Origin of the sequence: Mycolicibacterium peregrinum, from assembly GCF_001665625.1 — a bacterium.
Lineage (GTDB): Bacteria > Actinomycetota > Actinomycetes > Mycobacteriales > Mycobacteriaceae > Mycobacterium > Mycobacterium peregrinum_B.
Genome location: NZ_LZSY01000116.1, coordinates 53057 through 76419 on the forward strand (window position 1 = coordinate 53057; position 23363 = coordinate 76419).

Genomic DNA, 23363 nt, shown 5'->3' on the forward strand with positions numbered 1-23363 from the left:
CGATCGGTTTGGGGGCCGGTTCCCGATCAGATCATCTGCAGTGCGGCGAGGCAGACATCGGTGGACCCGAAGGCGTTGTTCGGCTTGACGCGTTTGTGGGCGACGCCGCCGTACCGCCTCTCGGAGAAGATGATGCGGCCGTCGGGGCTGAACCCGATTTCCAGCTCCGTGACCACGCCGGTGGCGCTGAGCAGAGGGTGTTCCCACACCATCGTGCGGTACTCCGCATTGGGGCCGCTGTCGAAGATCAGGTCCCAGTCTTTCTCGTTGGCGCGTTCGCGGACCAGGTCCAGCATCTCGTAGTACACGGCGGTTCCTCTCATGATCACTTTTCCTTGCTTGGTCTCGGGGAGATACGTTGCGCGGCAGGGGCGCCGACGGTTGTGTCGAGCGTCCTGCACGTCGTGCCTGGCGTCTGTCGGCTGATCGGACCACGGCCGGGACGGCGCCGCATCCGCCGATCGGGGGACACGGACGGACGAATTGGTCGCTGCCCCTCGATCAGCGACCAATTCGTCGGTCTCGGGGACACCTCAGCGCCCGGGCAGGACCTGGGTGACGGTGGCTTGTAGATCAGCGCCTTCTGGGCCGTCGAGTGTGGTTTCGCGGTCGAACGTGGCGATACCGTCACCGTCGATGGTGAAGTTGCCGATCTGCGTCTGATCACCACCCGTGACCCGGAAGACCACGGTGGTCTTGTCCGGCAATGGCTTTGAGCTCACGTGCTGCGGATTGATCGTGTACCGGTAGATACAGCCCGCCGATCCGAAGCACTTCTGCTCGGTGACGACCACCCCGATGACAAAATCAGCTGCGGTGGGTGGCGACGCGACCGGGGCCGGTGTCGACGACTCCCCGGCGTCCCACTTCGGTGCGCCGCTGGGATTCGCCGAGACCCGGTCCGGTGAAACACAGCCCGCGAGCGCCGCGGCGAGGAGCGTCGCGGCCAGGGTTGCGCGAATGATCGTGCGTAGCATCGAGAGACCTTCCAATTCAGGTGGGTGGGCCGGGTGGCGGGACAGGGTCCAAGCTGTGAATCCGCCGCCCGGTGTCCGGGGAACAGGACAGTAAAGAGGAAGGGTCTGACAAGTTCGGTCAGGCGACCGCCAGGTTCGAGGGTGAGAACACCGGCCTAGATGGCTTCTTCCGGTCTCGCCGGCCCGGGTTGTGGGGAACTCTGCGCCCGCTCGTACTCGGCGGCGCTGGATACGGCGAGTGCGACGGCGCCGCCGACGGCCGCGATGAAGGCGATGACCACGAGAGCGCCGTACCCCGGTCGCGAAACATCGCCCAGCAGGACCACACCGACGATGCCGGGTACCACCGTTTCGCCCACCACCAATGCCGCAGCCACCCCGTTCACCGATCCGACCTGCAGAGCGACGGTGAACAGGTAGAAGCCACCGAGACCGGCGAGCACCACGGCCCACGTCGCCGGGTCAGCGATCAGTACACGGAGGTTCAGTGGATCGAGACCGTCCACTAGCCGAATCGCCACCGCCATCGCCCCGTAGAGCACGCCGGCGATCAGACCCGCGGGCACGGCCGCGCTCTTCCCGAGCAGTCGGACCAGTGCGGCGCCCAGGCCCAGGATGACCGCCGACACCACGAGGACACCCCAATGCATCACTGCGCCGGGATCGCGGTCACCCAGACGTCCGGCGGTGGCGCCCAGGATGCACAGCGCCACAAGAACTATGGCGATGGCGGTCCAGTCGCGTCGGTGCAGTCGCACCTGGAGAACGAAGATGCTCAGCACCGCGGTCACCACGAGGTTGGCGCTGATGATCGTCTGCGACAGGAACAGTGGAATCAACCGCGCCGAGACCAGGCTGCCCACGAAGCCGAGAAGGTCGAGCGCCATGCCTACGATGAAGATCGGTGCCAGCATCGCGCCGATCGTCGACCGCAGGGTAGGGCCGTTGTCGGCGCCCGACGTCACCGAACGTCCCGCGGCATACGACTGCAGCACCGAGGCCGTGCCGTAACCGACACACGCCAGTAGCGCCGCGGCCACGCCGATCAGCATTGCGGACCGTCGGAGGGCGCAGGTGCCATCGGGGCAACGCGGATCATCAGCAGAGTCTAGGAGCGCGTGCCCTCCGCTTCGGGCGAATTGGGGGCCTGCACGTCAGCGCGGGAGCTGATTCACCACGGCCGTCGTGACATCGGCTACCACGGTGGCGTCGTCCCCGTCGACCGCGACGACGGGGACAAGTCGGCTTGGGTGGCCGGCGTCGACGCCGTCGAAGTCGTCACCGACGACGGCGGCCGCGAAGGTTGTGCCCTCGTGGATCTTTCGGTAGCCCTCGTGAGCGCCGAACTTCGTCGGCTCGGCCTCGAAAGCTAGTTGTTCGGGCGGTCGGTAGTCGAATGTCACCAGCAACTCCGCCCCATCGACGGTGAAGAAACACGACGTGAGGGACTGGTCCTTCCAGTCGAACGAGACCTTTCGCGACTCTTGCAACGTCGGCACGACCGCGCACGGGGCCGCGGCGGTGAGGGCCGTCACCGACGTACGCGGGGAACTGCCCTGCGTCGGGTGCTCCGGCCAGGTCGAGATCACCGCGCGGGCCAACGGTTTGGTGGTCCCGCAGGCATCCCGATCGCGCTCCATCGACACCCGCATCCGCACTGCGATGTCGTTCTCGAAAGCCACGTCGTAGCTGCATGCGCTTTCGACGAGCTGATCGCGCACCTCGGGTGTGAGAGTTGAGGCGGCATCGATACGGCGCGCCTTGACACCGTCGATCTCCTCGAGGGCGCCCAGCGACGAGGTCAGGAAATCGAACGGCACGAAGGCGATTGACCAACTGACGTCGATCCCGCGAGAGGTGCCGTCATCCACGACGGCTTCACACGAGGTCGAGTTCGCCGACGTGCCGAACGCCTTGACGGTGCCGAGCGCCTCGAGATGGCTGGGCTCGATCAAGGCGCACGGATCGATCCCGCGCGCCCACGTGATGGTCTCCGCCCGTGACAGCGGCCGCGGTGTCGGCCCGGAAGTCGGAGGCGGCGACGAGGCAGTCTCCGGCGTCGAGGTTGTCGTCGAGCAACTTGCAACCAGCATCACCACTGCCGAGAACAACCCGATCCGCACCGACTGCGACATTGCGTCCCCCCACGCTGGATGAAGCCAGAAGCTCGCCATTCATCTTGGCGGAGAAAATCGCGCGCAGCACGTCTGTGCCCAACCGTGGGTCGCCACCATCTACCGATGAGCACATTGGTGCGGCCAGCCGACAGCTCGACAGTAGGGTGGGCGAGTGGCCGAGATCGCGCCGCTGCGCGTGCAGCTGATCGCCAAGACAGAATTCCAGGCACCGCCTGACGTGCCGTGGAGCACCGATGCCGTGGGCGGGCCTGCGCTCACCGAGTTCGCCGGCCGGGCCTGTTACCAGAGTTGGTCGAAGCCCAATCCCCGCACGGCGACCAACGCGAGCTACATCCGCCACATCATCGACGTCGGCCACTTCTCGGTGCTCGAACACGCGTCGGTGTCCTTCTACATCAGCGGCATCTCCCGATCGGCCACCCACGAGCTGATCCGGCACCGGCACTTCTCCTACTCGCAGCTCTCGCAGCGCTACGTCCCCGAGAACGACGCCGAGGTGGTGGTTCCGCCTGGCTTCGAGGACGACCCGGAGTTGGTGGAGATCTTCACCGCGGCGGCTGACGCCAGCCGCGCCACCTACACCGAGCTGCTGGAGCGGCTGGAGGCGAAGTTCGCCGACCAACCCAACGCGGTTCTGCGTCGCAAGCAGGCCAGACAGGCCGCCCGGGCGGTGCTGCCCAATGCCACCGAGACCCGCATCGTGGTCACCGGCAACTACCGCGCCTGGCGCCATTTCATCGCGATGCGGGCCAGTGAACACGCCGACGTGGAGATCCGCAGGCTGGCGATCGCCTGTCTGCGTGAGCTCGTGGAGGCGGCGCCGGCGGTGTTCTCCGATTTCGAGATTTCGACGCTGGCAGATGGTAGTGAGGTGGCTACCTCGCCTTTGGCGACGGAGGCTTGACGGAGTCGCCGGTAGGTACGGCGACGGAGGCTTGACGGAGTCGCGGTTGGTACGGCGACGGAGGTCCGATCGACCCAGGGTAATCTTGGCGCGTGAGTACGAGCGGAATCGATGTAACGGCGCAGTTGGGCACGGTGTTGACCGCAATGGTGACGCCGTTCAAGCCCGACGGCTCGCTCGATCTCGATGCTGCCGCCCGCCTGGCCAATCACCTGATCGACGCCGGCTGCGACGGCCTGGTGCTCTCGGGCACCACCGGTGAGTCCCCGACCACCACCGATGACGAGAAGCTCGCGCTCCTGCGCACGGTGCTGGAGGCCGTGGGGGACCGGGCCCGCATCATCGCCGGAGCGGGCAGCTATGACACCGCGCACAGCGTGCACATGGCCAAGGCCTGCGCCACCGAGGGGGCACACGGCCTGCTCGTGGTGACGCCGTACTACTCGCGGCCCCCGCAGGCGGGCCTGCTCGCGCACTTCACGGCCGTGGCCGATGCCACCGACCTGCCGAACCTGCTCTACGACATCCCTCCGCGTTCGTCGATACCGATCGCTTGGGAGACCATCCGTGCCCTGGCTGTTCACCCGAACATCGTGGGTGTCAAGGATGCCAAGGGCGATCTGCACGGCGGCGGCGAGATGCTCGCCGAGACCGGGTTGGCGTACTACTCGGGCGACGACACCTTGAACCTGCCCTGGTTGGCGATGGGGGCGGTCGGCTTCGTCAGCGTCTGGGGCCACCTGGCCGCCGGACAGTTGCGAGACATGCTGACCGCGTTCAACTCTGGCGATATCGCGACGGCGCGCAAGATCAACCTGTCATTGGCCCCGCTGGCCCGCGCCCAGGCCCACCTCGGCGGCGTGACCATGTCCAAGGAAGGTTTGCGGTTGCAGGGATTCGATGCGGGCCTGCCACGGCTGCCGCAGATCCCCGCCACCCCCGCTGAGATCGAGGCGCTGGCCGCTGACATGCGCGCGGCAGCGGTGTTGCGATAGTGAGCACCGAACTCGCGCCCCCCAAGCCCCTGGCCCCCGGCGGTCTGCGAGTTACCGCGCTGGGCGGAATCAGCGAGATCGGCCGCAACATGACGGTCTTCGAGCACCTGGGCAGGCTGCTCATCGTGGACTGCGGGGTGCTGTTCCCCGGGCACGACGAACCCGGCGTCGACCTCATCCTGCCGGACCTGCGCCACGTCGAGGACCGCCTCGAAGACGTCGAAGCCCTCGTCGTCACCCATGCGCACGAGGACCACATCGGCGCGATTCCCTACCTGCTCAAGCTGCGTCCGGACATCCCGGTGGTCGGCTCGAAGTTCACCATCGCACTGATTCGCGAGAAGTGCCGTGAACACCGGATCAAGCCGGTGTTCGTCGAGGTCGGCGAGCGGCAGAGCAGCCAGCACGGCGTCTTCGAATGCGAATACTTCGCGGTCAACCACTCGATTCCGGGATGTCTGGCCGTCGCGATCCACACCGGCGCCGGCACTGTGCTGCACACCGGCGACATCAAGCTCGACCAGCAGCCGCTCGACGGCCGGCCGACCGACCTGCCGGGCATGTCGCGGCTCGGCGATGCCGGGGTCGACCTGTTCCTGTGCGACTCGACCAACTCCGAACATCCGGGTGTCAGCCCGTCGGAGAGCGAGGTCGGCCCGACGCTGCACCGGCTGATCCGCGGCGCCGAGGGCCGGGTGATCGTGGCCTGCTTCGCGTCGAACGTCGATCGCGTGCAACAGATCGTCGACGCCGCCGTGGCACTGGGCCGGCGGGTCTCGTTCGTCGGGCGCTCGATGGTGCGAAACATGGGCATCGCTCGCGAACTCGGCTATCTGCGGGTGGCCGATTCCGACATCCTCGACATCGGAGCGGCCGAGATGATGCCGGCCGACAAGGTCGTGCTGATCACCACCGGCACGCAGGGCGAGCCGATGGCCGCGCTGTCGCGGATGTCGCGTGGCGAGCATCGCAGCATCACGCTGACCGCGGGCGATCTGATCATCCTGTCCTCATCGCTGATCCCGGGCAACGAGGAAGCGGTCTACGGCGTCATCGACGCACTGGCCAAGATCGGGGCCCGCGTAGTCACCAACGCCCAAGCGCGCGTACATGTTTCCGGCCACGCCTATGCGGGTGAGCTACTGTTCCTCTACAACGGGGTGCGGCCCCGCAATGTCATGCCCGTGCACGGCACCTGGCGGCACATGCGCGCCAATGCGGCGCTGGCCGCGAGCACCGGGGTGCCGCAGGAGAACATCGTGCTGGCCGAGAACGGCGTGAGTGTGGACCTCGTCGCCGGTAAGGCCTCGATCTCCGGCGCGGTGACCGTCGGCAAGATGTTCGTCGACGGGCTGATCACCGGGGACGTCGGTGACGCCACACTCGGTGAACGCCTCATCCTGTCCTCGGGCTTCGTGGCGGTGACCGTGGTGATCCACCGCGAGACCGGAAAGCCCGCCGCACCCGCGCATCTGCATTCCCGCGGTTTCTCGGAGGATCCGAAGGCGCTGGAGGCGGTCGCCCGCAACGTCGAGCGGGAGCTGGAAAGCCTTGCCGCCGATAACGTCACCGACCCGACCCGCATCGCCCAGGCGGTCCGGCGCACCGTGGGCAAGTGGGTGGGCGAGACCTACCGTCGCCAGCCGATGATCGTCCCGACCGTCATCGAGATCTAGCCGAATTTGGTGCCCGGACCGCCTGGCCGGGCCGGTTAGATTGGGTCAGTGAGCCACCCCGCACCACAGGTGCCATTGGAACGACGCCGCCCGCTTCCACCGTTCGATTCGGCGGACGACATCAAGCGAGTAGTGGAGTATCCGCACACGATCCGTGTGATGGTGGGATTGATGGTCATCGCGGCTGTCATCTTCTTCAGCGTGACGGCATATGCCTTCGCCACCCAAGGGCACCAGAACATGGTTGTCGTTGCGGGATTTGTGGTGGTGTTCTGCGCGTTCTACTTTGGTGCCACCAAATTCGGGATTCCGTTGCTGATGCGTCGCTTCTACGACCGGGCCACGCGCGGAGGCGTGCTGTGCGACGTGTTCCCGGCCGGTTGTCCCGATGCCAATTTGGCGATCCTGATCGACGCCAGATTGTCCGATGCACAGGCGGCGTACGTCCATGACGTGATGACCACCTGGCTCGGACGATTGGCTTCAGACCCGACGGTGCAGGCTCAGGCCGGCGATCTGTTCGCCGACGGCCCGATTCGCGTCGCCGACGAACTCGCCGGCCCTGCCGCCCGGGGCGGGTTTCTGGTGGCCAGTGACAAGAATCCGGGCAACGGGTGGCGACTCATCCTCCCGGAGGAAAACCCGCGCGACCCGCAGCGTCCGTATACGAAAGGCCTTGTGGTGAAGGTTAATACGCCCAGTCCGGAGTCAGCCGGCCAGTAGCAGGGCCCCGCCGGCCAACAACGCGATCACCTTGATGAGCTCGAACCCGACGTAGTAGTAATGCGCCTGCGAGCGTGACTGCGCTTCTTCGCCCGGGGCGACGGCAAGGACAGCGTTGGAACGCTGAATGAGCTTGGGCCGCACGGCGATCAACTGCACCGCCAGTGCCGCGATGGCAATCGCGAAGGCCACGATCACGCCGGGCGACGGGCGCTGCATGGCGAAGACCACGATGATGACGACGGCGAATGCGGTTTCCACGGCGTTGAGTGCGCGGAAAACCCTGCGCCCGATGCCGAGTCCGATCTGCAGCGTCACCCCCGGGGCCTGGAACTTCAGCGGTGCCTCGATGAACGAGATCGCCAGCACCATCCCCAGCCAGCAGAAGGCGACCGCTACCGCGACAGCCGGACCGGCATTCATCACATACCTCCCAACGGGCCGACTGCTCGGCCAATCTTCCGGCCAACCGGCGCCTGCCAGCTTGCCAAAGCCCCCCACACCAACCTGAGGTGGATCGGCGAGGTGATCATGGCTAGAGTTTATACAAGAACATGTTGTAGAAACTAGGGGTAGGCGCGTGCGACCGGCCTGGAAAGGGATCTGTCCGATGGCTGAAGACCTGGCGGGGCGTGACGATGTGGAGCTGCTCCTGTGGCGGTTCTACAGCAAGGCGCTTTCCGATCCCGTGCTTGCCGAGCCGTTCACCGAGCTGCGCGTCAAGGGACTGCGGTCCCACATCCCGGTCATGGGCGACTTCTGGGAGACCGTGCTGTTCCGTGCCGGGCGCTATCGGGGCAGCGCGCTGACCGTGCACCGTGAACTGCACGCCCGTCATCCGTTGGCGGCGCGGCATTTCGTGCGCTGGCTGACCCTGTGGACCGACACTGTCGACGAGCTCTTCGAGGGCCCGCATGCCGAGCGAGCCAAGCTCCAGGCCGGGCGCATCGCCAAAGCCATGCACCGCAGACTGGCCGGGGCGGACGCCGCCGAACTCGACGCTCTGGTTGCCTGCTAACGCTTTTCGGCGTACGCGGTCCATTCCACCTTAGAGGCGGTCAGCTTCCGCCCAGCCGGCGAAATGTAATGCTCGGTGAGGTAATCGGGCCCGGCCTGCTCGGTCAGCTGCCAGCCGTAGGGCTCGATGAAGGCCGCCACCCGGTCTGGTTCGAGCCCGAACTGCCACAGTTGACTGCGAACCCGGAACCGGCGATACAGCGATTCGGCACCGTAGCGATTGGTGCCGTCGATGAAATCGCCACGGACATAGGTGAATCCGATTCTGCTCGCCGGCGCTGCCGAACGGAGGAACTCGAAGGTCGACGCGACACCGTCGGCGCTCAGATACTGAGTCACGCCTTCCCAGATGAAGAAGGTGCGGTGGTCGCCGCGGTGGCCATGTCGGGCGAGTTCAGCGGCCAGGTCGTCGTTTTCGAAATCCACCGGCACCAGGTGAACCGACGGGGGAGCGGCCCCCAGCGCGCTGCGCACCACCGAGCGTTTGCGCTCGATGTTGACCGGCAGATCCACTTCGAACACCGGCACCGCACTGTGTCGTGCGAGGCGGTAGGCCTTGGTGTCGAGGCCTGCGCCGAGAATCACCACGGCGTCGATATCAGGCAACGCCTCGGTGAGCTTGTCGCCGAGGTAACGCTTGCGGCAGGTCAGATTCGCCCACAGTCCCGGGCCCGACCGTTCGGTGGCCTGGATCAGGAGTCTGCGAGCAACCGACCAGCGCGCGGTCCGGGTGAAGGCGCGCACGCCGGCCGGCAGGAATGACAGCGCCATGTCGTCGTCGACCAACCGTCGCTGCACCGGCTCGTACTGTTCGACGGCGGCCAGGACCATCGGGCCGACGGCCGTAGCAGCGACGGGAGTGCTCATCGTTTGTTGACGATGCCCGCATCGACCGGAAGTGTCACCCCGGTGATGTAGCGCGCCTGATCGGACACCAGCCACGCGACCGCGTTCGCGACGTCTTCCGACTGGATCACCTGCACCGGTAGCGCATTGCTGAAATCGGTCGGTGCGTTCAACTCCTCGGCGATGTGTTTCAGCCATCCGCGGGTGAACTCGTTGTTGATCATCGGGGTGTCCACCCCGGTGGGGTGAATCGTGTTGACCCGAATGCTGTGCGGGGCGAGGAAGTTGGCGTAGGCCCGCATCAGTCCGACCACACCGTGCTTGGCCGCGGTGTAGCCCAGCGAGCCGCGGTCGCCGCCGCCCACCCCGATCAGTCCCGCCGCCGAGCTGATCAGCACGATCGACCCGCCGTCACCCTGGGCGACCATGATCGGAATCGCCGCCTCGACAGTGTGGTGCGCGCCGGTCAGGTTCACGTCGACGACATCGCGCCAGCCGTCGGGGCCCGATTGCATCGGGGCGATCCCGGCGTTGGCGACGACGATGTCGAGCCGGCCGAACCGGTCCACTCCGGTCTGCAGTGCCGCCCGCAGAGCCTGCTCGTCGCGGACATCGGCCTGTACAGCCACGATCCGGCCACCCGCGTCCTCGACGAGCTTGACCGTGGCGGCCAGATCATCGGGCGTGGACAGGGGATAGGGCACCGAGTCGATCTGATCGCACAGATCGATCGCGATGATGTCGGCCCCGTCGGCGGCCAGTCGGAGGGCTTCCGCCCGCCCCTGGCCGCGCGCGGCGCCGGTGATGAATGCGACCTTCCCGGCCAGGGGAGCGGCGGTGGACATCAGTGCATTCTCTTCTTCGCGCAAGCGCTCATCAGTGTTGTTTCTTCTTCGCGCAAGCGCTCATCAGCCGGCCCGCAGCTGTCCCTTGGCGGGGTCACCCGCCACCACGGGCTGCAACATTTTGATATCGGGAGCGCCGTCGAGCAGCTCGCCGATCGAGCCGAACAGGGTGCCGATGGCCGGAGCGGTGCTGTGGGTCTTGAGTGCGTCGGCGTCGGCCCACTGCTCGACGAAGACGAACGTGCCGTCGGACTCATGCAGTGAATACAGCTGGCAGCCCGGCTCGTCGTGCACGGCCGCGACGGCGTTGGTGCAGGCCTCGCGCACGGCGTCGACGGACTCGGGCTTGGCCTTCATGGTGGCGACGACAACAACTGGCATAGGTGCAGAACTCCTCATGAGAACCGAAACTGGACGACTGTCCACCCTAGGCGATAACCGGACGAAAATGGTTCGTATGGCTAAGTGTCATTTGAGACCGTCTTGTGACCCGTGTGGCACATGGTGATTGTGGGGCATGTGCGACTAGGCTTGCGGACATGGCTAACAAGACCGCCGGCCGATCCGGAGCGCGTTCGAGCAGGTCGAATGCCAGCTCGCGGGGCGGTTCGCGGCGTCCGGCGCCGGCCCGCAAGGGACGCCCGGCTGCGCCGCGGCGTAAGCCCGCACGCCGGCCTCAGGCCTCACCTGTCGCTGCCGCGGGCCAGAAGCTCGGCCAAGGTGCCCGCGCCGGGTGGCTGATGCTGGCCAAGGGAGCCGGATCGACCGCCCGCTCGGTGGGCCGGGCCCGCGATATCGAACCCGGACACCGCCGCGACGGGCTGGCGCTCGCGCTGCTGGGTATCGCCGTCGTGGTGGCCGCCAGTTCGTGGTTCCATGCGGCCGGCCCGGTGGGTCAGTGGATCGACACCGCCGTACGCACCCTGATCGGTGGACCGGTGGTGCTGGTGCCCGTCATTCTCGGCGCCATCGCCGTCGTCCTGATGCGCACCGAGCCGGACCCGGAGTCGCGCCCCCGGCTGATCCTGGGATCGGCCATGATCGCGCTGCCGTTGCTCGGCCTGTGGCACCTGTGGTCGGGATCGCCGCAGGATCCCGTCGCACGCCAGCACGCCGCCGGATTCGTCGGCTTCGCCATCGGTGGGCCCCTGTCGGACGGCCTGACCGAGTGGATCGCCGCACCGCTGTTGTTCATGGGTGTGCTGTTCGGTCTGTTGTTGGTCACCGGGACGACGATCCGCGAGGTGCCCTCGACCCTGCGGACCATGTTCAGCACCCGGGCGTTCCACGACGAGTACGACGATGACGAGTACGACGACGACTACGTCGATGAGTACGAGGACGACGGCTACGACGATCTGTCCGACGGCTACTACGACGACGACGCGTCGCGCGGCGACGCCCAGACCTGGCCGACAGCCGCCATCGAAGCCCCCAAGGCGCCGGCCGGCACGCCGATGGACAACTACCCGCTGCCCGAGGACACCGATGCGCCGACGGTCCCCGAGCCCGCGGTCAAGCCGCGCCCCAGGAAGAAGGCCGAGAGCAAGCCCAAGACCGACGACACCCTGGTCATGGACCGGGTCGTCGAGGGTCCGTACACCCTGCCTGCGCTGGATCTGCTGATCGCCGGCGACCCGCCGAAGCTGCGCACCGCGGCCAACGACCAGATGACCGACGCCATCACCTCGGTGCTGGAACAGTTCAAGGTCGACGCCGCCGTGACCGGTTGCACCCGCGGGCCGACCGTCACCCGCTACGAGGTCGAACTCGGACCCGGCGTCAAGGTCGAGAAGATCACCGCGCTGCACCGCAACATCGCCTACGCCGTCGCCACCGAGAGCGTGCGCATGCTGGCCCCGATCCCCGGCAAGTCCGCCGTGGGCATCGAGGTGCCCAACTCCGACCGTGAAATGGTCCGGCTCTCCGACGTTCTCACTGCGCCGTCGACCCGTCGCGACCACCACCCGCTGGTGATCGGCCTGGGCAAGGACATCGAAGGCGACTTCGTCTCGGCCAACCTGGCCAAGATGCCCCACCTTCTGGTGGCCGGTTCGACCGGCTCCGGTAAGTCCAGCTTCGTCAACTCCATGCTGGTCTCACTGTTGGCGCGGGCCACCCCGGAAGAGGTCAGGATGATCCTGATCGACCCGAAGATGGTGGAACTCACGCCGTACGAAGGCATTCCGCACCTCATCACGCCGATCATCACGGAACCGAAGAAGGCCGCCGCGGCACTGGCCTGGCTGGTCGAGGAGATGGAACAGCGCTACCAGGACATGAAGGCGTCCCGGGTCCGCCACATCGACGTGTTCAACGAGAAGGTGCGTTCGGGCGAGATCAGCACTCCGCTGGGTAGCGAGCGGGTCTACAAGCCCTACCCCTACATCCTGGCCATCGTCGACGAGCTCGCCGACCTGATGATGACCGCACCGCGTGACGTCGAGGACGCCATCGTCCGCATCACGCAGAAAGCCCGCGCGGCCGGTATCCACCTGGTGCTGGCCACCCAGCGGCCGTCGGTGGACGTCGTCACCGGTCTGATCAAGACCAACGTGCCGTCCCGGCTCGCGTTCGCGACCTCGTCACTCACCGACAGCCGCGTCATCCTGGACCAGCCAGGCGCCGAGAAGCTGATCGGCATGGGCGACGGCCTGTTCCTGCCGATGGGCGCCAACAAGCCGCTGCGCATGCAGGGCGCGTTCATCACCGACGAGGAGATCCACGCCGTCGTCGAGGCCACCAAGACCCAGGCCGAGCCGGAGTTCGTCGAGGGTGTCACCGCGGTCAAGGCCGGCGAGCGCAAGGACGTCGACCCGGACATCGGCGACGACATGGATGTCTTCCTGCAGGCCGTTGAGCTCGTGGTGTCTTCTCAGTTCGGCTCCACCTCGATGCTGCAGCGCAAGCTGCGTGTAGGTTTCGCCAAGGCGGGCCGGCTCATGGACCTGATGGAGACCCGACAGATAGTCGGGCCGTCCGAGGGCTCCAAGGCCCGCGAGGTGCTCGTGAAGCCCGACGAGCTGGCCGGCACGCTGATGCTGATCCGCGGCGGGTCCGACGCCAACGGTGCCGACGCGGACGACGATCCCGACGAGTTCTGAACCGCTGAGAGCGTCAACAACATTCGGGTGTCGACCACGTTGACGGGGTGGTCGAACTAGGCCTGCTTCCAGGCCGCGTCACGTAGGCCGGGCACCTGCTCTTTCAGCGCCTGGACCTGCGCGGAGGTCGCCTCCGGGCGCACCGTGACCGTGGTGTCGAAGGAATTGGTGTCGCCCGAGGTGGCGGCAGTCAGCACGGATTCGACGATGGGTGAGCGCGCGGCGCTCAGCCAGGTGGCCACGGTGTCGGCGACCAACGTCAGGTCCCACCCGGGCTCCACGCGGAGCCACGCGGAGGAGTCATTTCGCAGGGAGTAGTTGGGACGGGATCCGCCCAGCGGGTAGGTCATCGTCAACTCGGCGGAGTTGGCCCGGTCCAGGTCCTCAACCAGGCCCTGCTCCATGAATGTCTTGGCTGCCGCACCGGCTTGCTCCGGTGTTGCGGAGGAACCCACTTCGGCTTTGAAGTAAATGAGTTCGCCGACGGTGATGTTGTGGGTGTAGTCGAGGTCGACGGTGGATATGCCTGGCATGGACTGCAGTTGGCGCACGATCGCCTCTGCGCCGGATTTGTGCCCGCCGGTGAGGTCGTTGATCAGGCCGCAACCGGCGGTACTGGTCGCGACGGCCAGACCGGCGACGGCCAGGGCCGCCGTTGTCGATTTCCGCACAATCCCCCCTGAACTGATGCAGGTTTACAACGTCAACAACATACGGGTATTGCCCAGGGTATTGGGCTTGACGTAGGACAGGTCGAGGAACTCCGCCACACCGGTGTCGTACGAGCGGCACATCTCCTCGTACACCTCGGCGGTCACCGGGGTGCCGTCGATTTCCTCGAAACCGTGCTTGCCGAAGAAGTCGACCTCGAAGGTCAGCACGAAGATACGGCTCAGGCGCAACTCGCGGGCGACGTCGAGCAACTGCTCGACGAGAACATGCCCCACGCCGGTGCCGCGGACTTTCGGATGCACCGCCACGGTGCGCACCTCACCGAGATCGGCCCACAACACGTGGAGCGCGCCGCATCCCACCACCTCATCGTCGAGTTCGGCGACCCAGAATTCCTGGACCGCCTCGTACAGCGTGACCAGGTTCTTCTCCAGCAGGATCTTGCCCGCATAGACGTCGACGAGGCCCTTGATCGCCGGGACATCGGACGTGCGGGCGCGGCGCACCACAGGGTGTTTGCGCGGCTCGACACTGCCTGGGTTCACAGGCGCAAGAGTATCCGTTACGGCAACCGATATTCTGTTGCGGTGCCGGGCCAACCTTCTACCGATCCGGTGGTCCCGCGTGCGCGCGTGGCCAACCTCGCCAACGTGCTCACCGGTGTACGAATGGTGCTGGTTCCGGTCTTCCTCGTATTTCTGTTCGTCGGCGACGGTCATGAATCCGGCTGGCGGATCGCCGCTTTCGCGGTGTTCGCGGTCGCGGTGATCACCGACCATCTCGATGGTGCGTTGGCCCGCAGCTACGGCATGATCACCGAGTTCGGCACCCTGGCCGATCCGATCGCCGACAAGGCGCTGATCGGCGCGGCGCTGATCGGACTCTCGATGCTGCACGACCTGCCCTGGTGGATCACCGTGGTGGTACTGACCCGTGAGATCGGAATCACGGTGCTGCGGTTCGCCGTGCTGCGTCACGGAGTGATCCCGGCCAGCCGTGGCGGCAAGCTCAAGACACTGGTGCAGGCCGTGGCCATCGGGTTGTTCGTGCTTCCGCTGCATTCGTGGCCCGACATCTGGCTCGATGTGGCCTGGGTGACCATGTGGGCCGCCGTGGTGCTGACCGTGCTCACCGGCGCCGATTACGTCCTCTCTGCGATCAGGGATTCACGTGGACGATCCGCTGCTCACTGACGACGCCAGGGCACTGGTCGCCGACCTGACGGTGCGCTCACAGAGCGTGGCCACCGCCGAGTCGCTGACCGGCGGCCTGCTGGCCGCGACGCTCGCAGGCGTGACAGGGGCCAGTGCGGTGCTACAGGGCGGACTGATCACCTACAACGAGGACACCAAGATCTGGTTGGCCGGCGTGGCCCCCCAGGTGCTCGACGCGGTCGGCCCCGTCGCTGCGCCCACCGCGCGGGCGCTGGCGGTCGGCGCCCGGCAGCGGTGCGCGGCCACCTGGGGTGTCGGCCTGACCGGCGTGGCCGGGCCGGAACCGCACGGCGGACACCCGGTGGGCACCGTGTTCATCGGCCTCGCCGGCCCGGTCGACACCGACGTCGTCGAGTTGGCCCTGTCCGGCTCGCGCTGGGACATCCGCCGCGCCGCCGTCGACGAGGCGATCGCCCGGCTGCGTTTCCTGGTCGAGAACCAGTAACCCAGATCTGCACCGGACTGCGGGAACCATGCGGTGGTCCGCGGCGTTGGTCAGTCAGCGGACCTGCGACCGCCAGGCGAAGGAGGGCACGATGACGGCATTGCTGCGTGAGGTGATTGGCGACGTGCTGCGTAACGCCCGCACCGAACAGGGTCGGACGTTGCGTCAAGTGTCCGACACGGCCCGGGTCAGCCTCGGGTACCTCTCCGAAGTCGAGCGGGGCCGCAAGGAAGCCTCCAGCGAACTGCTCAGCGCCATCTGCGACGCGCTGGACGTCCCGCTGTCGCGGGTGCTCACCGATGCCGGCGAGAGCATGGCCGAGCGTGAACACGCCTCCGCAGCCGCCCGTCCCGATGTCGCTGCCAACGTCGCCCACATCGATGCGTCGACCAAGGTGGTCATCCCGCAGGTCGTGTCGATGGCCGTCGCGTGACCAGGGCCTGACGCCACCGCCGATGCCGGATTGATCGCGCTGTTCGTGTGCGGGTACGAATTTTCGCAAAACACCCATGCGAACAGTCGACGGGACTGTGGCTGCCTGTCCAGAACCGATAAGTTGGCATCAGAGGAATTGCGGCAACCTGAAGAGCAGTAGGACCCGAGCACCGGCTTGCTGGGCAAGCCTGACAGACAAGCCCGACAGATAAGGCGGAACGAACCCATGGCCAATCCGTTCGTCAAGGCATGGAAGTACCTGATGGCGCTGTTCAGCTCCAAGGTCGACGAATATGCCGACCCGAAGGTGCAGATCCAGCAGGCCATCGAGGACGCGCAGCGGCAACACCAGGCCCTGACCCAGCAGGCCGCCCAGGTCATCGGCAACCAGCGCCAGCTCGAGATGCGACTCAGCCGGCAGCTCGCCGACATCGAGAAGCTGCAGGTCAACGTCCGCCAGGCGCTGACGCTGGCCGATCAGGCCACCGCTGCCGGCGACGCGGCCAAGGCCACCGAGTACAACAACGCCGCCGAGGCGTTCGCCGCCCAGCTCGTCACCGGAGAGCAGAGCGTCGAGGACCTCAAGGGTCTGCACGATCAGGCCCTGCAGGCCGCCGCGCAGGCCAAGAAGGCCGTCGAGCAGAACGCGATGATGCTGCAGCAGAAGATCGCCGAGCGCACCAAGCTGCTGTCCCAGCTCGAGCAGGCAAAGATGCAGGAGCAGGTCAGTGCCTCGCTCCGCTCCATGAGCGAGGTCGCCGCACCGGGCAACACCCCGAGCCTCGACGAGGTTCGCGACAAGATCGAGCGCCGCTACGCCAACGCCATCGGCCAGGCCGAGCTGGCGCAGAACTCGGTGCAGGGCCGCATGATGGAGGTGCAGCAGGCCAGCGTCCAAATGGCCGGCCATTCCCGGCTCGAGCAGATCCGGGCGTCGATGCGCGGCGACGCACTGCCCAGCGGCGGAGCCACCCCGTCCACCCCGGCCACTCCGACAGCCAACCAAACCCCTGCCACCCCCGAAAACCCGCTCGGCCAATAGTGATTCGAGTGTTGTAGATCATGGCTACCAAGACCGGTCGACCCGACGCCTGGAGATCGTTGGCGCAGCGGCTCATCGACACCGCCGCCGATCTGTCCGGTGCGCTCAGCGAAAAGCTCAGCGCCGCCGCCGATCCGCGCGCGAAGCTGTTGCGCAAGCGACGCTGGGCACTGCGCTTCGGGGTGTTCTTCACCTTGTCCAGCGTGTTCTGGGTGTTGGTGACGGCGCTGCTGGCGTCGTGGAGCACACCGGTCTGGGGCCTGATCATCAGCGGAGTGATCGCCGCCGGTGCGGCCTTCCCGGCGACGCTGTTCTGGCTGCGGTACCGGTGGCTGCGCGCGGAACCGCTTCCGGCGCAGCGGCCGGTCTCCGGACGACGGTTGCCCCCGTGGGGTTCGGCGGCCCGTCAACCCATGGCGGCGCTGGTGGCCTCCGAGCGCGGCATGTTCTCGCTACTCGGTGTTCTTGAGCGCGGTCGGATGCTTCCGGCCGACGAGTTGCGGGAACTGACCGCGGTGGCCAACCACACCGCGCGGACCATGGCAGCTACCGCCACCGAGGTGGTGTCGATGGAGCGGGCCATCAGCAACGCCCCGCAGTCGCGCCAGCATCTGGTGCCCACCATCAACGCGTTCACCGCGCAGCTCGGCCAAGGCGTGCGGCAGTACAACGAGATGGTCACTGCCGCAGCGCAACTCGTATCGACGGTGAACGGTGGCCAGAGTGCGGCGTCGCCGTTGTCGCAGCAGCGCTACCGCAACGAGCTGACCGGCGCCACCGATCGGTTGGTGGGTTGGGCGCAGGCGTTCGACGAACTCGGCCAGCTACGCCGCGCCTGAATCGCCGCTACAGCGAGGTGCGCAGCGAGGGCACGACCACGCCGGCCAAGCCGCGCAGGGTGGCCTTGAACATGTCAAGGAAGTCGAAGTAATCACGCCACAGCGTGATTCGGCCTTCGTGCACCTCGAACACCCCGCACACCCAGAACTGCAGGCGCAGCGGCCCGAAAACCAGGGCGTCGGTGCGCTCGGTCAGCACCGCGGCGCCGTCGGCGGCGATCCGGTGGATCTTCACCTCGAAGCCGGCCTTGCCCTGCATCGAGCGGAACAGCTTCATCGCACGTTGGCGCCCGTAGATGGTCGGGAGCCCGACGTTCTGGTAGACGAGGTTCTGTGCCAGTGCGTTCTCGGCGGTGTCGAAGTCCTGCTCCTGCAGCGCGTTGAGGAACGTTTCGACCGTGCCGGTCTGGGTCGCCGCTGCGGTGGTGGATTGGTCAGACATGCCCGAAGCCTAGTGGGGGATGCCTGTGGCAAGGTAGGCCGGTGCGCGTAGCGGTGGTCGCCGGGCCCGATCCCGGACATGCCTTCCCGGCCCTTGCGTTGTGCCTGAAGTTCCTCGCCGCGGGGGATACCCCGACGCTGCTGACCGGGGTGGAGTGGCTCGATACCGCGCGGGCTGCCGGCGTCGACGCACGAGAACTCGTCGGTCTCGATGCGACCGATGGGGACGACGACGCCGACGCTGGGGCCAAGATCCATCAGCGCGCCGGGCGGATGGCGCAACTCAACGTGCCCGTGCTGGAGGAGCTGCAACCGGATCTCGTGGTTTCCGACGTGATCACCGCCTGCGGCGGGCTGGCTGCCGAGCTGCTCGGGTTGCCGTGGGTGGAGCTCAACCCACATCCGCTGTACCTGCCGTCGAAGGGCTTGCCACCGCTCGGCAGCGGGCTGGCCCCGGGCGTCGGCATCCGGGGACGCCTGCGCGACACGGTCATGCGAGCCCTGACCGCGCGATCCGTGCGGGCGGGACTGGCCGAGCGGGCCGGAGTACGCGCCGCGATCGGCCTGCCTGCGGACGACCCCGGCCCGTTGCGTCGCTTGATCGCCACCCTGCCGGCACTGGAGGTGCCGCGCCCGGACTGGCCGGCCGAGGCCGTGGTGGTCGGTCCACTGCACTTCGAACCGACCGAGGCGGTGCTGACCGTGCCGCCGGGCTCGGGTCCGGTGGTGATGGTGGCGCCCTCTACCGCGACCACCGGGACGCAGGGGATGGCCGAACTGGTGCTGGAGTCGCTGCGCCCGGGGCAGACACTGCCCGAGGGGGCCCGCGTGGTGGTGTCGCGGCTCGGCGGGGCCGCCGTGGAGGTGCCGCCGTGGGCGGCGGTGGGGCTCGGCCGTCAGGACGAGCTGCTGTCGCACGCCGATCTGGTGATCTGCGGTGGCGGGCACGGCCTGGTGTCCAAGGCGCTGCTGGCAGGTGTGCCGATGGTGGTGGTGCCGGGGGGCGGTGATCAGTGGGAGATCGCCAATCGCGTTGTGCGTCAAGGCAGTGCGCAGCTGGTGCGGCCCCTTTCCGGGGAGGCGCTCACCGCGGCGGTCGACACCGTGCTCGGGGCATCGTCCTACCGTGCGGCCGCTGTGCGCGCCGGCGCCTCGATCGCCGAGGTGGCAGATCCGGTACGGGTGTGCCATGACGCGCTGGCAGGCACTGGGTAGGTTGGGCCCGTGCGGTTGACGGAATTCCATGAGCTCGTGGACGGCCAGTTCGGCGCGATGCGGGGTCGTTCGCTGCTCGTCGACCATGTGCTGGCGGCCCTCGACGGCCGCACTGCCGCGCAGGCCATCGAGGACGGGGTGGAACCGCGCAGCGTGTGGCGCGCGTTGTGTGCGGACTTCGACGTCCCGCGCGAGCAGTGGTGAACAGCCACCGGTGAGCCGACGGGTCTTTTCCCGGCCGCCGATTCGGCGTATACCGGAGTCATGGGCCTTGGTGACCACCCGATGCGGACACCTCTTTACGGTGTTCTGCTGGTGATCGCAGCGGTACTGCTGTGTTGGTTGGTCGCGTCGACGCTGGCCGGATGGCCGGCGGCCCTCGGATACTTCCTGGCCATCGCTGTCGGCGCGGTCGGGTTCGTCATGACGCTGCGGGATCTCGACAATTTTCCGAACTGGCGTCGCTGACGGAGATCATCTCCGGCGTGTCTCCTTGAATCGAACAGATGTTCGTCTAGTCTGGGTGCAGTCCGACTGAGCCGACTTGTCGGTGGCCTGTTCTAACGTCACCGCCAACCGATCGGAACACCGGTCAACACGACTACTCGGAGAGGCACCATCATGGCGCAACAGGCCCCTGATCGCGAAAAAGCGCTCGAACTGGCGATGGCCCAGATCGACAAGAACTTCGGTAAAGGCTCGGTGATGCGCCTCGGCGAGGAGGTGCGCCAGCCCATCTCGGTGATCCCCACCGGTTCGATTTCCCTGGACGTCGCGCTCGGTATCGGTGGCCTGCCTCGCGGCCGCGTGGTCGAGATCTACGGCCCGGAATCCTCGGGTAAGACCACTGTGGCGTTGCACGCGGTGGCCAACGCCCAGGCTGCCGGCGGTATCGCGGCGTTCATCGACGCTGAGCACGCCTTGGATCCCGAGTACGCCAAGAAGCTCGGTGTGGACACCGATTCGCTGCTGGTCAGCCAGCCCGACACGGGTGAGCAGGCACTGGAGATCGCCGACATGCTGGTGCGCTCGGGCGCGCTGGACATCTTGGTGATCGACTCGGTGGCCGCGCTGGTGCCCCGCGCCGAGATCGAGGGTGAGATGGGTGACAGCCACGTCGGTCTGCAGGCCCGCCTGATGAGCCAGGCGCTGCGCAAGATGACCGGTGCGCTGAACAACTCGGGCACCACCGCGATCTTCATCAACCAGCTCCGCGAGAAGATCGGCGTGATGTTCGGCTCGCCCGAAACCACCACGGGCGGTAAGGCTCTGAAGTTCTACGCCTCGGTCCGTCTCGACGTCCGGCGTATCGAGACGCTCAAGGACGGCACCGACGCGGTCGGTAACCGGACCCGCGTCAAGGTCGTCAAGAACAAGGTCTCGCCGCCGTTCAAGCAGGCCGAGTTCGACATCCTGTACGGCCACGGCATCAGCCGCGAGGGCTCGCTCATCGACATGGGTGTCGAGCACGGCTTCATCCGCAAGTCCGGCTCCTGGTTCACCTATGAGGGTGAGCAGTTGGGGCAGGGCAAGGAGAATGCCCGCAAGTTCATGTTGGAGAACGTCGACGTCGCCAACGAGATCGAGAAGAAGATCAAGGAAAAGCTCGGTATCGGCGCTGTCGTGACCGCCGAGGCAAAGGCTGATGACGTCCTTCCCGCCCCGGTTGACTTCTGAGTCGTCGGGTACGCCCGACGGGGAGCAGACGCAGGATCCTCGCAAACGTGAGGAGCAGGCAAAGAATGTCTGTCTGCGTCTGCTCACTGTGCGGGCCCGCACCCGCTCCGAACTGATCGAACAGCTCACCAAACGGGGTTACGAGGAAGACCTCAGCACCAAGGTGCTGAACAGGTTGACCGAGGTCGGGCTGATCGATGACGAGGACTTCGCCGAACAGTGGGTGCGGTCCCGGCACGCCAATTCAGGAAAAGGCAAGCGCGCCTTGGCTGTTGAGCTTCGCAAGAAGGGCGTGGACAAAGAGGTCATCGACGCCGCGCTGGCAGACCTGGATCCGGCTGCCGAGCGACAACGGGCCGAGCAGCTGGTTCGGGACAAGTTGCGTCGCGAGCGGCTCGATGACGACGACGGCGACGTGAAGGTGACGCGTCGGCTCGTCGGCATGTTGGCCCGTCGCGGCTACAACCAGTCGATGGCCTTCGACGTTGTCAGCGTCGAACTGGCCGGCGAACGGGAACGGCGCCGGGTGTAGCGGCCGCATTGTGTCGCTATACGCGGGTCAGTCCCGTTGAGTGTGCAGTACCTGCGCTCCCGGTGCGCCTTCCTGTTCGACGGCCTCTGGTTCCAGCGGCGCGGGCCCACGGCTGGAACGACGCATTCGCCGTTCTAGCCAGGTGGCGAATGAGGACAGTGCGAAGTTGATCGTGATCAACAGCAGTGCCACGACCATGAGCGCGGGTAGATAGTTGCGGTAGGTCGAACCGAGGTTGGTGGTCTGGCGCACCACCTCCAGGAAGGTGATCTGGTAGCCGATCGCCGTGTCCTTGAGGATCACCACCATCTGGGAGATCAGAACCGGCAGCATCGAGGTGATGGCCTGCGGTAGCTGGATGAGCCGCATCGTCGAACCCCAGCGCAGACCGAGTGACGCCGCAGCCTCGACCTGACCCCGTGGCAGAGAGTTGACTCCCGCCCGGATGATCTCGGCGATCACCGCGCCGTTGTAGAGGGTCAGGCCGGTGACCACGCCGGCCAGCGCCTGATACTTCGACGGCATGCTGTCGAGGAGCCCATACGCCGCGAAGCTGAAGATCATCATGATCAGCACCGGTACGGCGCGGAAGAACTCGACGAACACCGCACAGGGCCAACGGATGAACGCCACCGGCGTCATCCGCCCGACACCGAGCAAGAGGCCCAGTGCGAGTGCCAGCACGATCGACAGGGCGGCCGCGGTCAGCGTGCCCTGGAGGCCGGGCAGCAAGTAGGTCCGCCACAGATCGGCCGTCAGGAACGGTTGCCACTTGTCCCAGTCGAGTTGACCCTTCTCGTTGAAGCGCCACAGCACGACGCCGATGATGACGGCGGTCACCGCAATGGCCAGGATCGCCACGATGATGTTCCGCACCCGGACCCGGGGGCCGGGAACATCGAAGAGAACCGAAGCGCTGGACATCTAGCGCTGCACCGCCAATCTCTTGCCGAGCCAACCGAACAGCAGACCCAACGGCAATGTCAGGATGACGAATCCGGCGGCGAAGATGATGCCGACCGTCAGCAGTGCGGCGGTGTTCTCCGTCATCGTCTTCATCAACCACGCCGCCTCGACGACGCCGATGGCCGAGGCGATGGTGGTGTTCTTGGTCAGGGCGATCAGCACTGAACCCAACGGCAGGATCACCGCGCGAAAAGCCTGTGGTAGCAGGATCAACCGCAGGTTCTGTCCGAACGACAGACCGAGCGAGCGGGCCGCCTCGGCCTGGCCGATCGGCACGGTGTTGACCCCGGCCCGCACCGTCTCACACACGAAAGATGCGGTGTAGATGGTCAACCCGAGTACGGCCAGGCGGAAACTGCTGTCCACGATGAACGTCGGCGAGTCCGCCGCGGCCAGCGTGATCCGCAGCGTCTGCCCCACCCCGAGTGAGCAGAAGATGATGATCAGCGTCAGGGGAGTGTTACGGACGATGTTCACATAGATGGCGCCGAGCCAGTTCAGCACCGGCACCGGTGCCAGTCGCATCGCCGCCAACAACGTGCCCAGGATCAATGCGCCGACGGCGGAGTACATCGTCAGCCGGATGGTGATCCAGAATGCCGCGAAGATCTGATCGCGGTACTCGGTGAATATCTCCACGGGGGAGTTGCTTCCTCCGGC

At 66.6% G+C, this 23363-nt stretch carries 29 protein-coding genes; 16 read left to right on the forward strand and 13 right to left on the reverse strand.

Translation table 11 applies throughout. The features are described from left to right. Positions 1 to 26: 26 nt before the first annotated feature. The 4 genes from A5779_RS18460 to A5779_RS18475 all read right to left on the reverse strand — a co-directional run bounded on the left by A5779_RS18460 (position 27) and on the right by A5779_RS18475 (position 3112). Positions 27 to 323, reverse strand: coding sequence for a hypothetical protein (locus A5779_RS18460; RefSeq protein WP_174554294.1), 297 nt, complete (start codon positions 321 to 323; stop codon positions 27 to 29). A gap of 210 nt (positions 324 to 533) precedes the next feature. After that, positions 534 to 977 (reverse strand): hypothetical protein, encoded by a 444-nt coding sequence (locus tag A5779_RS18465; protein ID WP_064884360.1) that lies wholly within the window; start codon positions 975 to 977, stop codon positions 534 to 536. A gap of 155 nt (positions 978 to 1132) precedes the next feature. After that, positions 1133 to 2029 (reverse strand): DMT family transporter, encoded by an 897-nt coding sequence (locus tag A5779_RS18470; protein WP_064884362.1) that lies wholly within the window; start codon positions 2027 to 2029, stop codon positions 1133 to 1135. Between the two features lie 102 nt (positions 2030 to 2131). Next, the gene (locus A5779_RS18475) at positions 2132 to 3112 is read right to left on the reverse strand and encodes a DUF3558 family protein (protein ID WP_165609802.1); all 981 of its coding nucleotides are present in this window, start codon (positions 3110 to 3112) and stop codon (positions 2132 to 2134) included. 154 nt (positions 3113 to 3266) lie between these two features. On the opposite strand from A5779_RS18475, the gene thyX reads away from it, so the two are divergent. From thyX to A5779_RS18495, 4 genes are all read left to right on the forward strand, one after another. After that, the gene (gene thyX / locus A5779_RS18480) at positions 3267 to 4019 is read left to right on the forward strand and encodes an FAD-dependent thymidylate synthase (protein ID WP_064884366.1); all 753 of its coding nucleotides are present in this window, start codon (positions 3267 to 3269) and stop codon (positions 4017 to 4019) included. A 92-nt stretch (positions 4020 to 4111) separates the two neighbouring features. Continuing rightward, positions 4112 to 5014, forward strand: a complete 903-nt coding sequence (dapA, locus tag A5779_RS18485; protein WP_064884368.1) for a 4-hydroxy-tetrahydrodipicolinate synthase — start codon at positions 4112 to 4114, stop codon at positions 5012 to 5014. Beyond that, the gene (locus tag A5779_RS18490) at positions 5014 to 6690 is read left to right on the forward strand and encodes a ribonuclease J (protein WP_055113186.1); all 1677 of its coding nucleotides are present in this window, start codon (positions 5014 to 5016) and stop codon (positions 6688 to 6690) included. Before dapA ends, A5779_RS18490 begins: the two co-directional genes overlap by 1 nt. A 48-nt stretch (positions 6691 to 6738) precedes the next feature. After that, positions 6739 to 7413, forward strand: coding sequence for a hypothetical protein (locus A5779_RS18495; protein WP_131811658.1), 675 nt, complete (start codon positions 6739 to 6741; stop codon positions 7411 to 7413). On the opposite strand, the gene A5779_RS18500 is transcribed toward A5779_RS18495, so the two are convergent. Beyond that, entirely contained in the window at positions 7399 to 7836 is a 438-nt protein-coding gene (locus A5779_RS18500; RefSeq protein WP_064884372.1) for a hypothetical protein, read from the reverse strand. The genes A5779_RS18495 and A5779_RS18500 overlap by 15 nt on opposite strands. Before the next feature lie 187 nt (positions 7837 to 8023). Here A5779_RS18500 and A5779_RS18505 point away from each other — a divergent pair, with 187 nt between their 5' ends. Continuing rightward, positions 8024 to 8431, forward strand: coding sequence for a group III truncated hemoglobin (locus tag A5779_RS18505; RefSeq protein ID WP_064884374.1), 408 nt, complete (start codon positions 8024 to 8026; stop codon positions 8429 to 8431). On the opposite strand, the gene A5779_RS18510 is transcribed toward A5779_RS18505, so the two are convergent. The 3 genes from A5779_RS18510 to A5779_RS18520 all read right to left on the reverse strand — a co-directional run bounded on the left by A5779_RS18510 (position 8428) and on the right by A5779_RS18520 (position 10502). After that, the gene (locus A5779_RS18510) at positions 8428 to 9297 is read right to left on the reverse strand and encodes an SAM-dependent methyltransferase (RefSeq protein WP_064884376.1); all 870 of its coding nucleotides are present in this window, start codon (positions 9295 to 9297) and stop codon (positions 8428 to 8430) included. The two genes, A5779_RS18505 and A5779_RS18510, sit on opposite strands and share 4 nt — an antisense overlap. Then, the gene (locus A5779_RS18515) at positions 9294 to 10121 is read right to left on the reverse strand and encodes a mycofactocin-coupled SDR family oxidoreductase (RefSeq protein WP_064884378.1); all 828 of its coding nucleotides are present in this window, start codon (positions 10119 to 10121) and stop codon (positions 9294 to 9296) included. The genes A5779_RS18510 and A5779_RS18515 overlap by 4 nt, the downstream gene beginning before the upstream one ends. A gap of 63 nt (positions 10122 to 10184) precedes the next feature. Then, entirely contained in the window at positions 10185 to 10502 is a 318-nt protein-coding gene (locus A5779_RS18520) for a putative quinol monooxygenase (protein ID WP_064884380.1), read from the reverse strand. Between the two features lie 158 nt (positions 10503 to 10660). Here A5779_RS18520 and A5779_RS18525 point away from each other — a divergent pair, with 158 nt between their 5' ends. Beyond that, on the forward strand, positions 10661 to 13225 hold the full coding sequence (locus A5779_RS18525) for an FtsK/SpoIIIE family DNA translocase (RefSeq protein WP_207549094.1): 2565 nt from the start codon (positions 10661 to 10663) through the stop codon (positions 13223 to 13225). 56 nt (positions 13226 to 13281) lie between these two features. Here A5779_RS18525 and A5779_RS18530 read toward each other — a convergent pair whose 3' ends face one another. Both A5779_RS18530 and A5779_RS18535 read right to left on the reverse strand, forming a co-directional pair. Further along, positions 13282 to 13896, reverse strand: a complete 615-nt coding sequence (locus tag A5779_RS18530) for a hypothetical protein (RefSeq protein WP_064884384.1) — start codon at positions 13894 to 13896, stop codon at positions 13282 to 13284. A gap of 24 nt (positions 13897 to 13920) precedes the next feature. Next, positions 13921 to 14442, reverse strand: a complete 522-nt coding sequence (locus A5779_RS18535) for an amino-acid N-acetyltransferase (protein ID WP_269085847.1) — start codon at positions 14440 to 14442, stop codon at positions 13921 to 13923. Positions 14443 to 14484: 42 nt separating this feature from the next. On the opposite strand from A5779_RS18535, the gene pgsA reads away from it, so the two are divergent. From pgsA to pspM, 5 genes are all read left to right on the forward strand, one after another. Then, positions 14485 to 15090: a CDP-diacylglycerol--glycerol-3-phosphate 3-phosphatidyltransferase gene (pgsA, locus tag A5779_RS18540; RefSeq protein WP_110777460.1), complete on the forward strand. Its 606-nt coding sequence runs from the start codon at positions 14485 to 14487 to the stop codon at positions 15088 to 15090. Continuing rightward, positions 15068 to 15556 (forward strand): CinA family protein, encoded by a 489-nt coding sequence (locus tag A5779_RS18545; RefSeq protein WP_064884388.1) that lies wholly within the window; start codon positions 15068 to 15070, stop codon positions 15554 to 15556. Before pgsA ends, A5779_RS18545 begins: the two co-directional genes overlap by 23 nt. A gap of 91 nt (positions 15557 to 15647) precedes the next feature. Next, complete coding sequence (gene clgR / locus A5779_RS18550; RefSeq protein WP_064884495.1) at positions 15648 to 15989, forward strand: transcriptional regulator ClgR; 342 nt, start codon at positions 15648 to 15650, stop codon at positions 15987 to 15989. Between the two features lie 228 nt (positions 15990 to 16217). Continuing rightward, complete coding sequence (gene pspA / locus A5779_RS18555; RefSeq protein WP_064884390.1) at positions 16218 to 17033, forward strand: phage shock protein PspA; 816 nt, start codon at positions 16218 to 16220, stop codon at positions 17031 to 17033. Between the two features lie 20 nt (positions 17034 to 17053). Further along, positions 17054 to 17872 carry a phage shock envelope stress response protein PspM gene (pspM, locus tag A5779_RS18560; protein ID WP_064884392.1) on the forward strand — a complete coding sequence of 273 codons (819 nt, stop codon included), beginning with the start codon at positions 17054 to 17056 and terminating at the stop codon, positions 17870 to 17872. Positions 17873 to 17879: 7 nt separating this feature from the next. Here pspM and A5779_RS18565 read toward each other — a convergent pair whose 3' ends face one another. Next, positions 17880 to 18314: a limonene-1,2-epoxide hydrolase family protein gene (locus A5779_RS18565; RefSeq protein ID WP_064884394.1), complete on the reverse strand. Its 435-nt coding sequence runs from the start codon at positions 18312 to 18314 to the stop codon at positions 17880 to 17882. 41 nt (positions 18315 to 18355) lie between these two features. Between A5779_RS18565 and A5779_RS18570 the strand changes: the two genes are divergently transcribed. From A5779_RS18570 to recX, 5 genes are all read left to right on the forward strand, one after another. Further along, positions 18356 to 19528 carry a glycosyltransferase gene (locus A5779_RS18570; RefSeq protein ID WP_064884396.1) on the forward strand — a complete coding sequence of 391 codons (1173 nt, stop codon included), beginning with the start codon at positions 18356 to 18358 and terminating at the stop codon, positions 19526 to 19528. A gap of 9 nt (positions 19529 to 19537) precedes the next feature. After that, positions 19538 to 19732 carry a DUF3046 domain-containing protein gene (locus A5779_RS18575; protein WP_055113214.1) on the forward strand — a complete coding sequence of 65 codons (195 nt, stop codon included), beginning with the start codon at positions 19538 to 19540 and terminating at the stop codon, positions 19730 to 19732. Between the two features lie 60 nt (positions 19733 to 19792). Further along, positions 19793 to 19996 carry a hypothetical protein gene (locus A5779_RS18580; RefSeq protein ID WP_055113216.1) on the forward strand — a complete coding sequence of 68 codons (204 nt, stop codon included), beginning with the start codon at positions 19793 to 19795 and terminating at the stop codon, positions 19994 to 19996. Positions 19997 to 20149: 153 nt separating this feature from the next. Next, positions 20150 to 21205: a recombinase RecA gene (recA, locus tag A5779_RS18585; protein WP_055113217.1), complete on the forward strand. Its 1056-nt coding sequence runs from the start codon at positions 20150 to 20152 to the stop codon at positions 21203 to 21205. Then, complete coding sequence (gene recX / locus A5779_RS18590) at positions 21174 to 21737, forward strand: recombination regulator RecX (protein ID WP_064884398.1); 564 nt, start codon at positions 21174 to 21176, stop codon at positions 21735 to 21737. The genes recA and recX overlap by 32 nt, the downstream gene beginning before the upstream one ends. A 27-nt stretch (positions 21738 to 21764) precedes the next feature. On the opposite strand, the gene A5779_RS18595 is transcribed toward recX, so the two are convergent. Together A5779_RS18595 and A5779_RS18600 are read right to left on the reverse strand one after the other, a co-directional pair. Further along, positions 21765 to 22661: an amino acid ABC transporter permease gene (locus A5779_RS18595; protein WP_064884400.1), complete on the reverse strand. Its 897-nt coding sequence runs from the start codon at positions 22659 to 22661 to the stop codon at positions 21765 to 21767. Continuing rightward, positions 22662 to 23342: an amino acid ABC transporter permease gene (locus A5779_RS18600; protein ID WP_064884402.1), complete on the reverse strand. Its 681-nt coding sequence runs from the start codon at positions 23340 to 23342 to the stop codon at positions 22662 to 22664. Between the last annotated feature and the right edge of the window lie 21 nt (positions 23343 to 23363).

What these genes read in the sequence shown, in the direction of transcription:
- A5779_RS18460 (WP_174554294.1), bottom strand. Translation starts at nt 323, where the DNA reads ATGAGAGGAACCGCCGTGTACTACGAGATGCTGGACCTGGTCCGCGAA.
- A5779_RS18465 (WP_064884360.1), bottom strand. Translation starts at nt 977, where the DNA reads ATGCTACGCACGATCATTCGCGCAACCCTGGCCGCGACGCTCCTCGCC.
- A5779_RS18470 (WP_064884362.1), bottom strand. Translation starts at nt 2,029, where the DNA reads ATGCTGATCGGCGTGGCCGCGGCGCTACTGGCGTGTGTCGGTTACGGC.
- A5779_RS18475 (WP_165609802.1), bottom strand. Translation starts at nt 3,112, where the DNA reads ATGTCGCAGTCGGTGCGGATCGGGTTGTTCTCGGCAGTGGTGATGCTG.
- A5779_RS18500 (WP_064884372.1), bottom strand. Translation starts at nt 7,836, where the DNA reads ATGAATGCCGGTCCGGCTGTCGCGGTAGCGGTCGCCTTCTGCTGGCTG.
- A5779_RS18505 (WP_064884374.1), top strand. Translation starts at nt 8,024, where the DNA reads ATGGCTGAAGACCTGGCGGGGCGTGACGATGTGGAGCTGCTCCTGTGG.
- A5779_RS18510 (WP_064884376.1), bottom strand. Translation starts at nt 9,297, where the DNA reads ATGAGCACTCCCGTCGCTGCTACGGCCGTCGGCCCGATGGTCCTGGCC.
- A5779_RS18515 (WP_064884378.1), bottom strand. Translation starts at nt 10,121, where the DNA reads ATGTCCACCGCCGCTCCCCTGGCCGGGAAGGTCGCATTCATCACCGGC.
- A5779_RS18520 (WP_064884380.1), bottom strand. Translation starts at nt 10,502, where the DNA reads ATGCCAGTTGTTGTCGTCGCCACCATGAAGGCCAAGCCCGAGTCCGTC.
- A5779_RS18525 (WP_207549094.1), top strand. Translation starts at nt 10,661, where the DNA reads ATGGCTAACAAGACCGCCGGCCGATCCGGAGCGCGTTCGAGCAGGTCG.
- clgR (WP_064884495.1), top strand. Translation starts at nt 15,648, where the DNA reads ATGACGGCATTGCTGCGTGAGGTGATTGGCGACGTGCTGCGTAACGCC.
- pspA (WP_064884390.1), top strand. Translation starts at nt 16,218, where the DNA reads ATGGCCAATCCGTTCGTCAAGGCATGGAAGTACCTGATGGCGCTGTTC.
- pspM (WP_064884392.1), top strand. Translation starts at nt 17,054, where the DNA reads ATGGCTACCAAGACCGGTCGACCCGACGCCTGGAGATCGTTGGCGCAG.
- A5779_RS18565 (WP_064884394.1), bottom strand. Translation starts at nt 18,314, where the DNA reads ATGTCTGACCAATCCACCACCGCAGCGGCGACCCAGACCGGCACGGTC.
- A5779_RS18580 (WP_055113216.1), top strand. Translation starts at nt 19,793, where the DNA reads ATGGGCCTTGGTGACCACCCGATGCGGACACCTCTTTACGGTGTTCTG.
- recA (WP_055113217.1), top strand. Translation starts at nt 20,150, where the DNA reads ATGGCGCAACAGGCCCCTGATCGCGAAAAAGCGCTCGAACTGGCGATG.
- recX (WP_064884398.1), top strand. Translation starts at nt 21,174, where the DNA reads ATGACGTCCTTCCCGCCCCGGTTGACTTCTGAGTCGTCGGGTACGCCC.
- A5779_RS18595 (WP_064884400.1), bottom strand. Translation starts at nt 22,661, where the DNA reads ATGTCCAGCGCTTCGGTTCTCTTCGATGTTCCCGGCCCCCGGGTCCGG.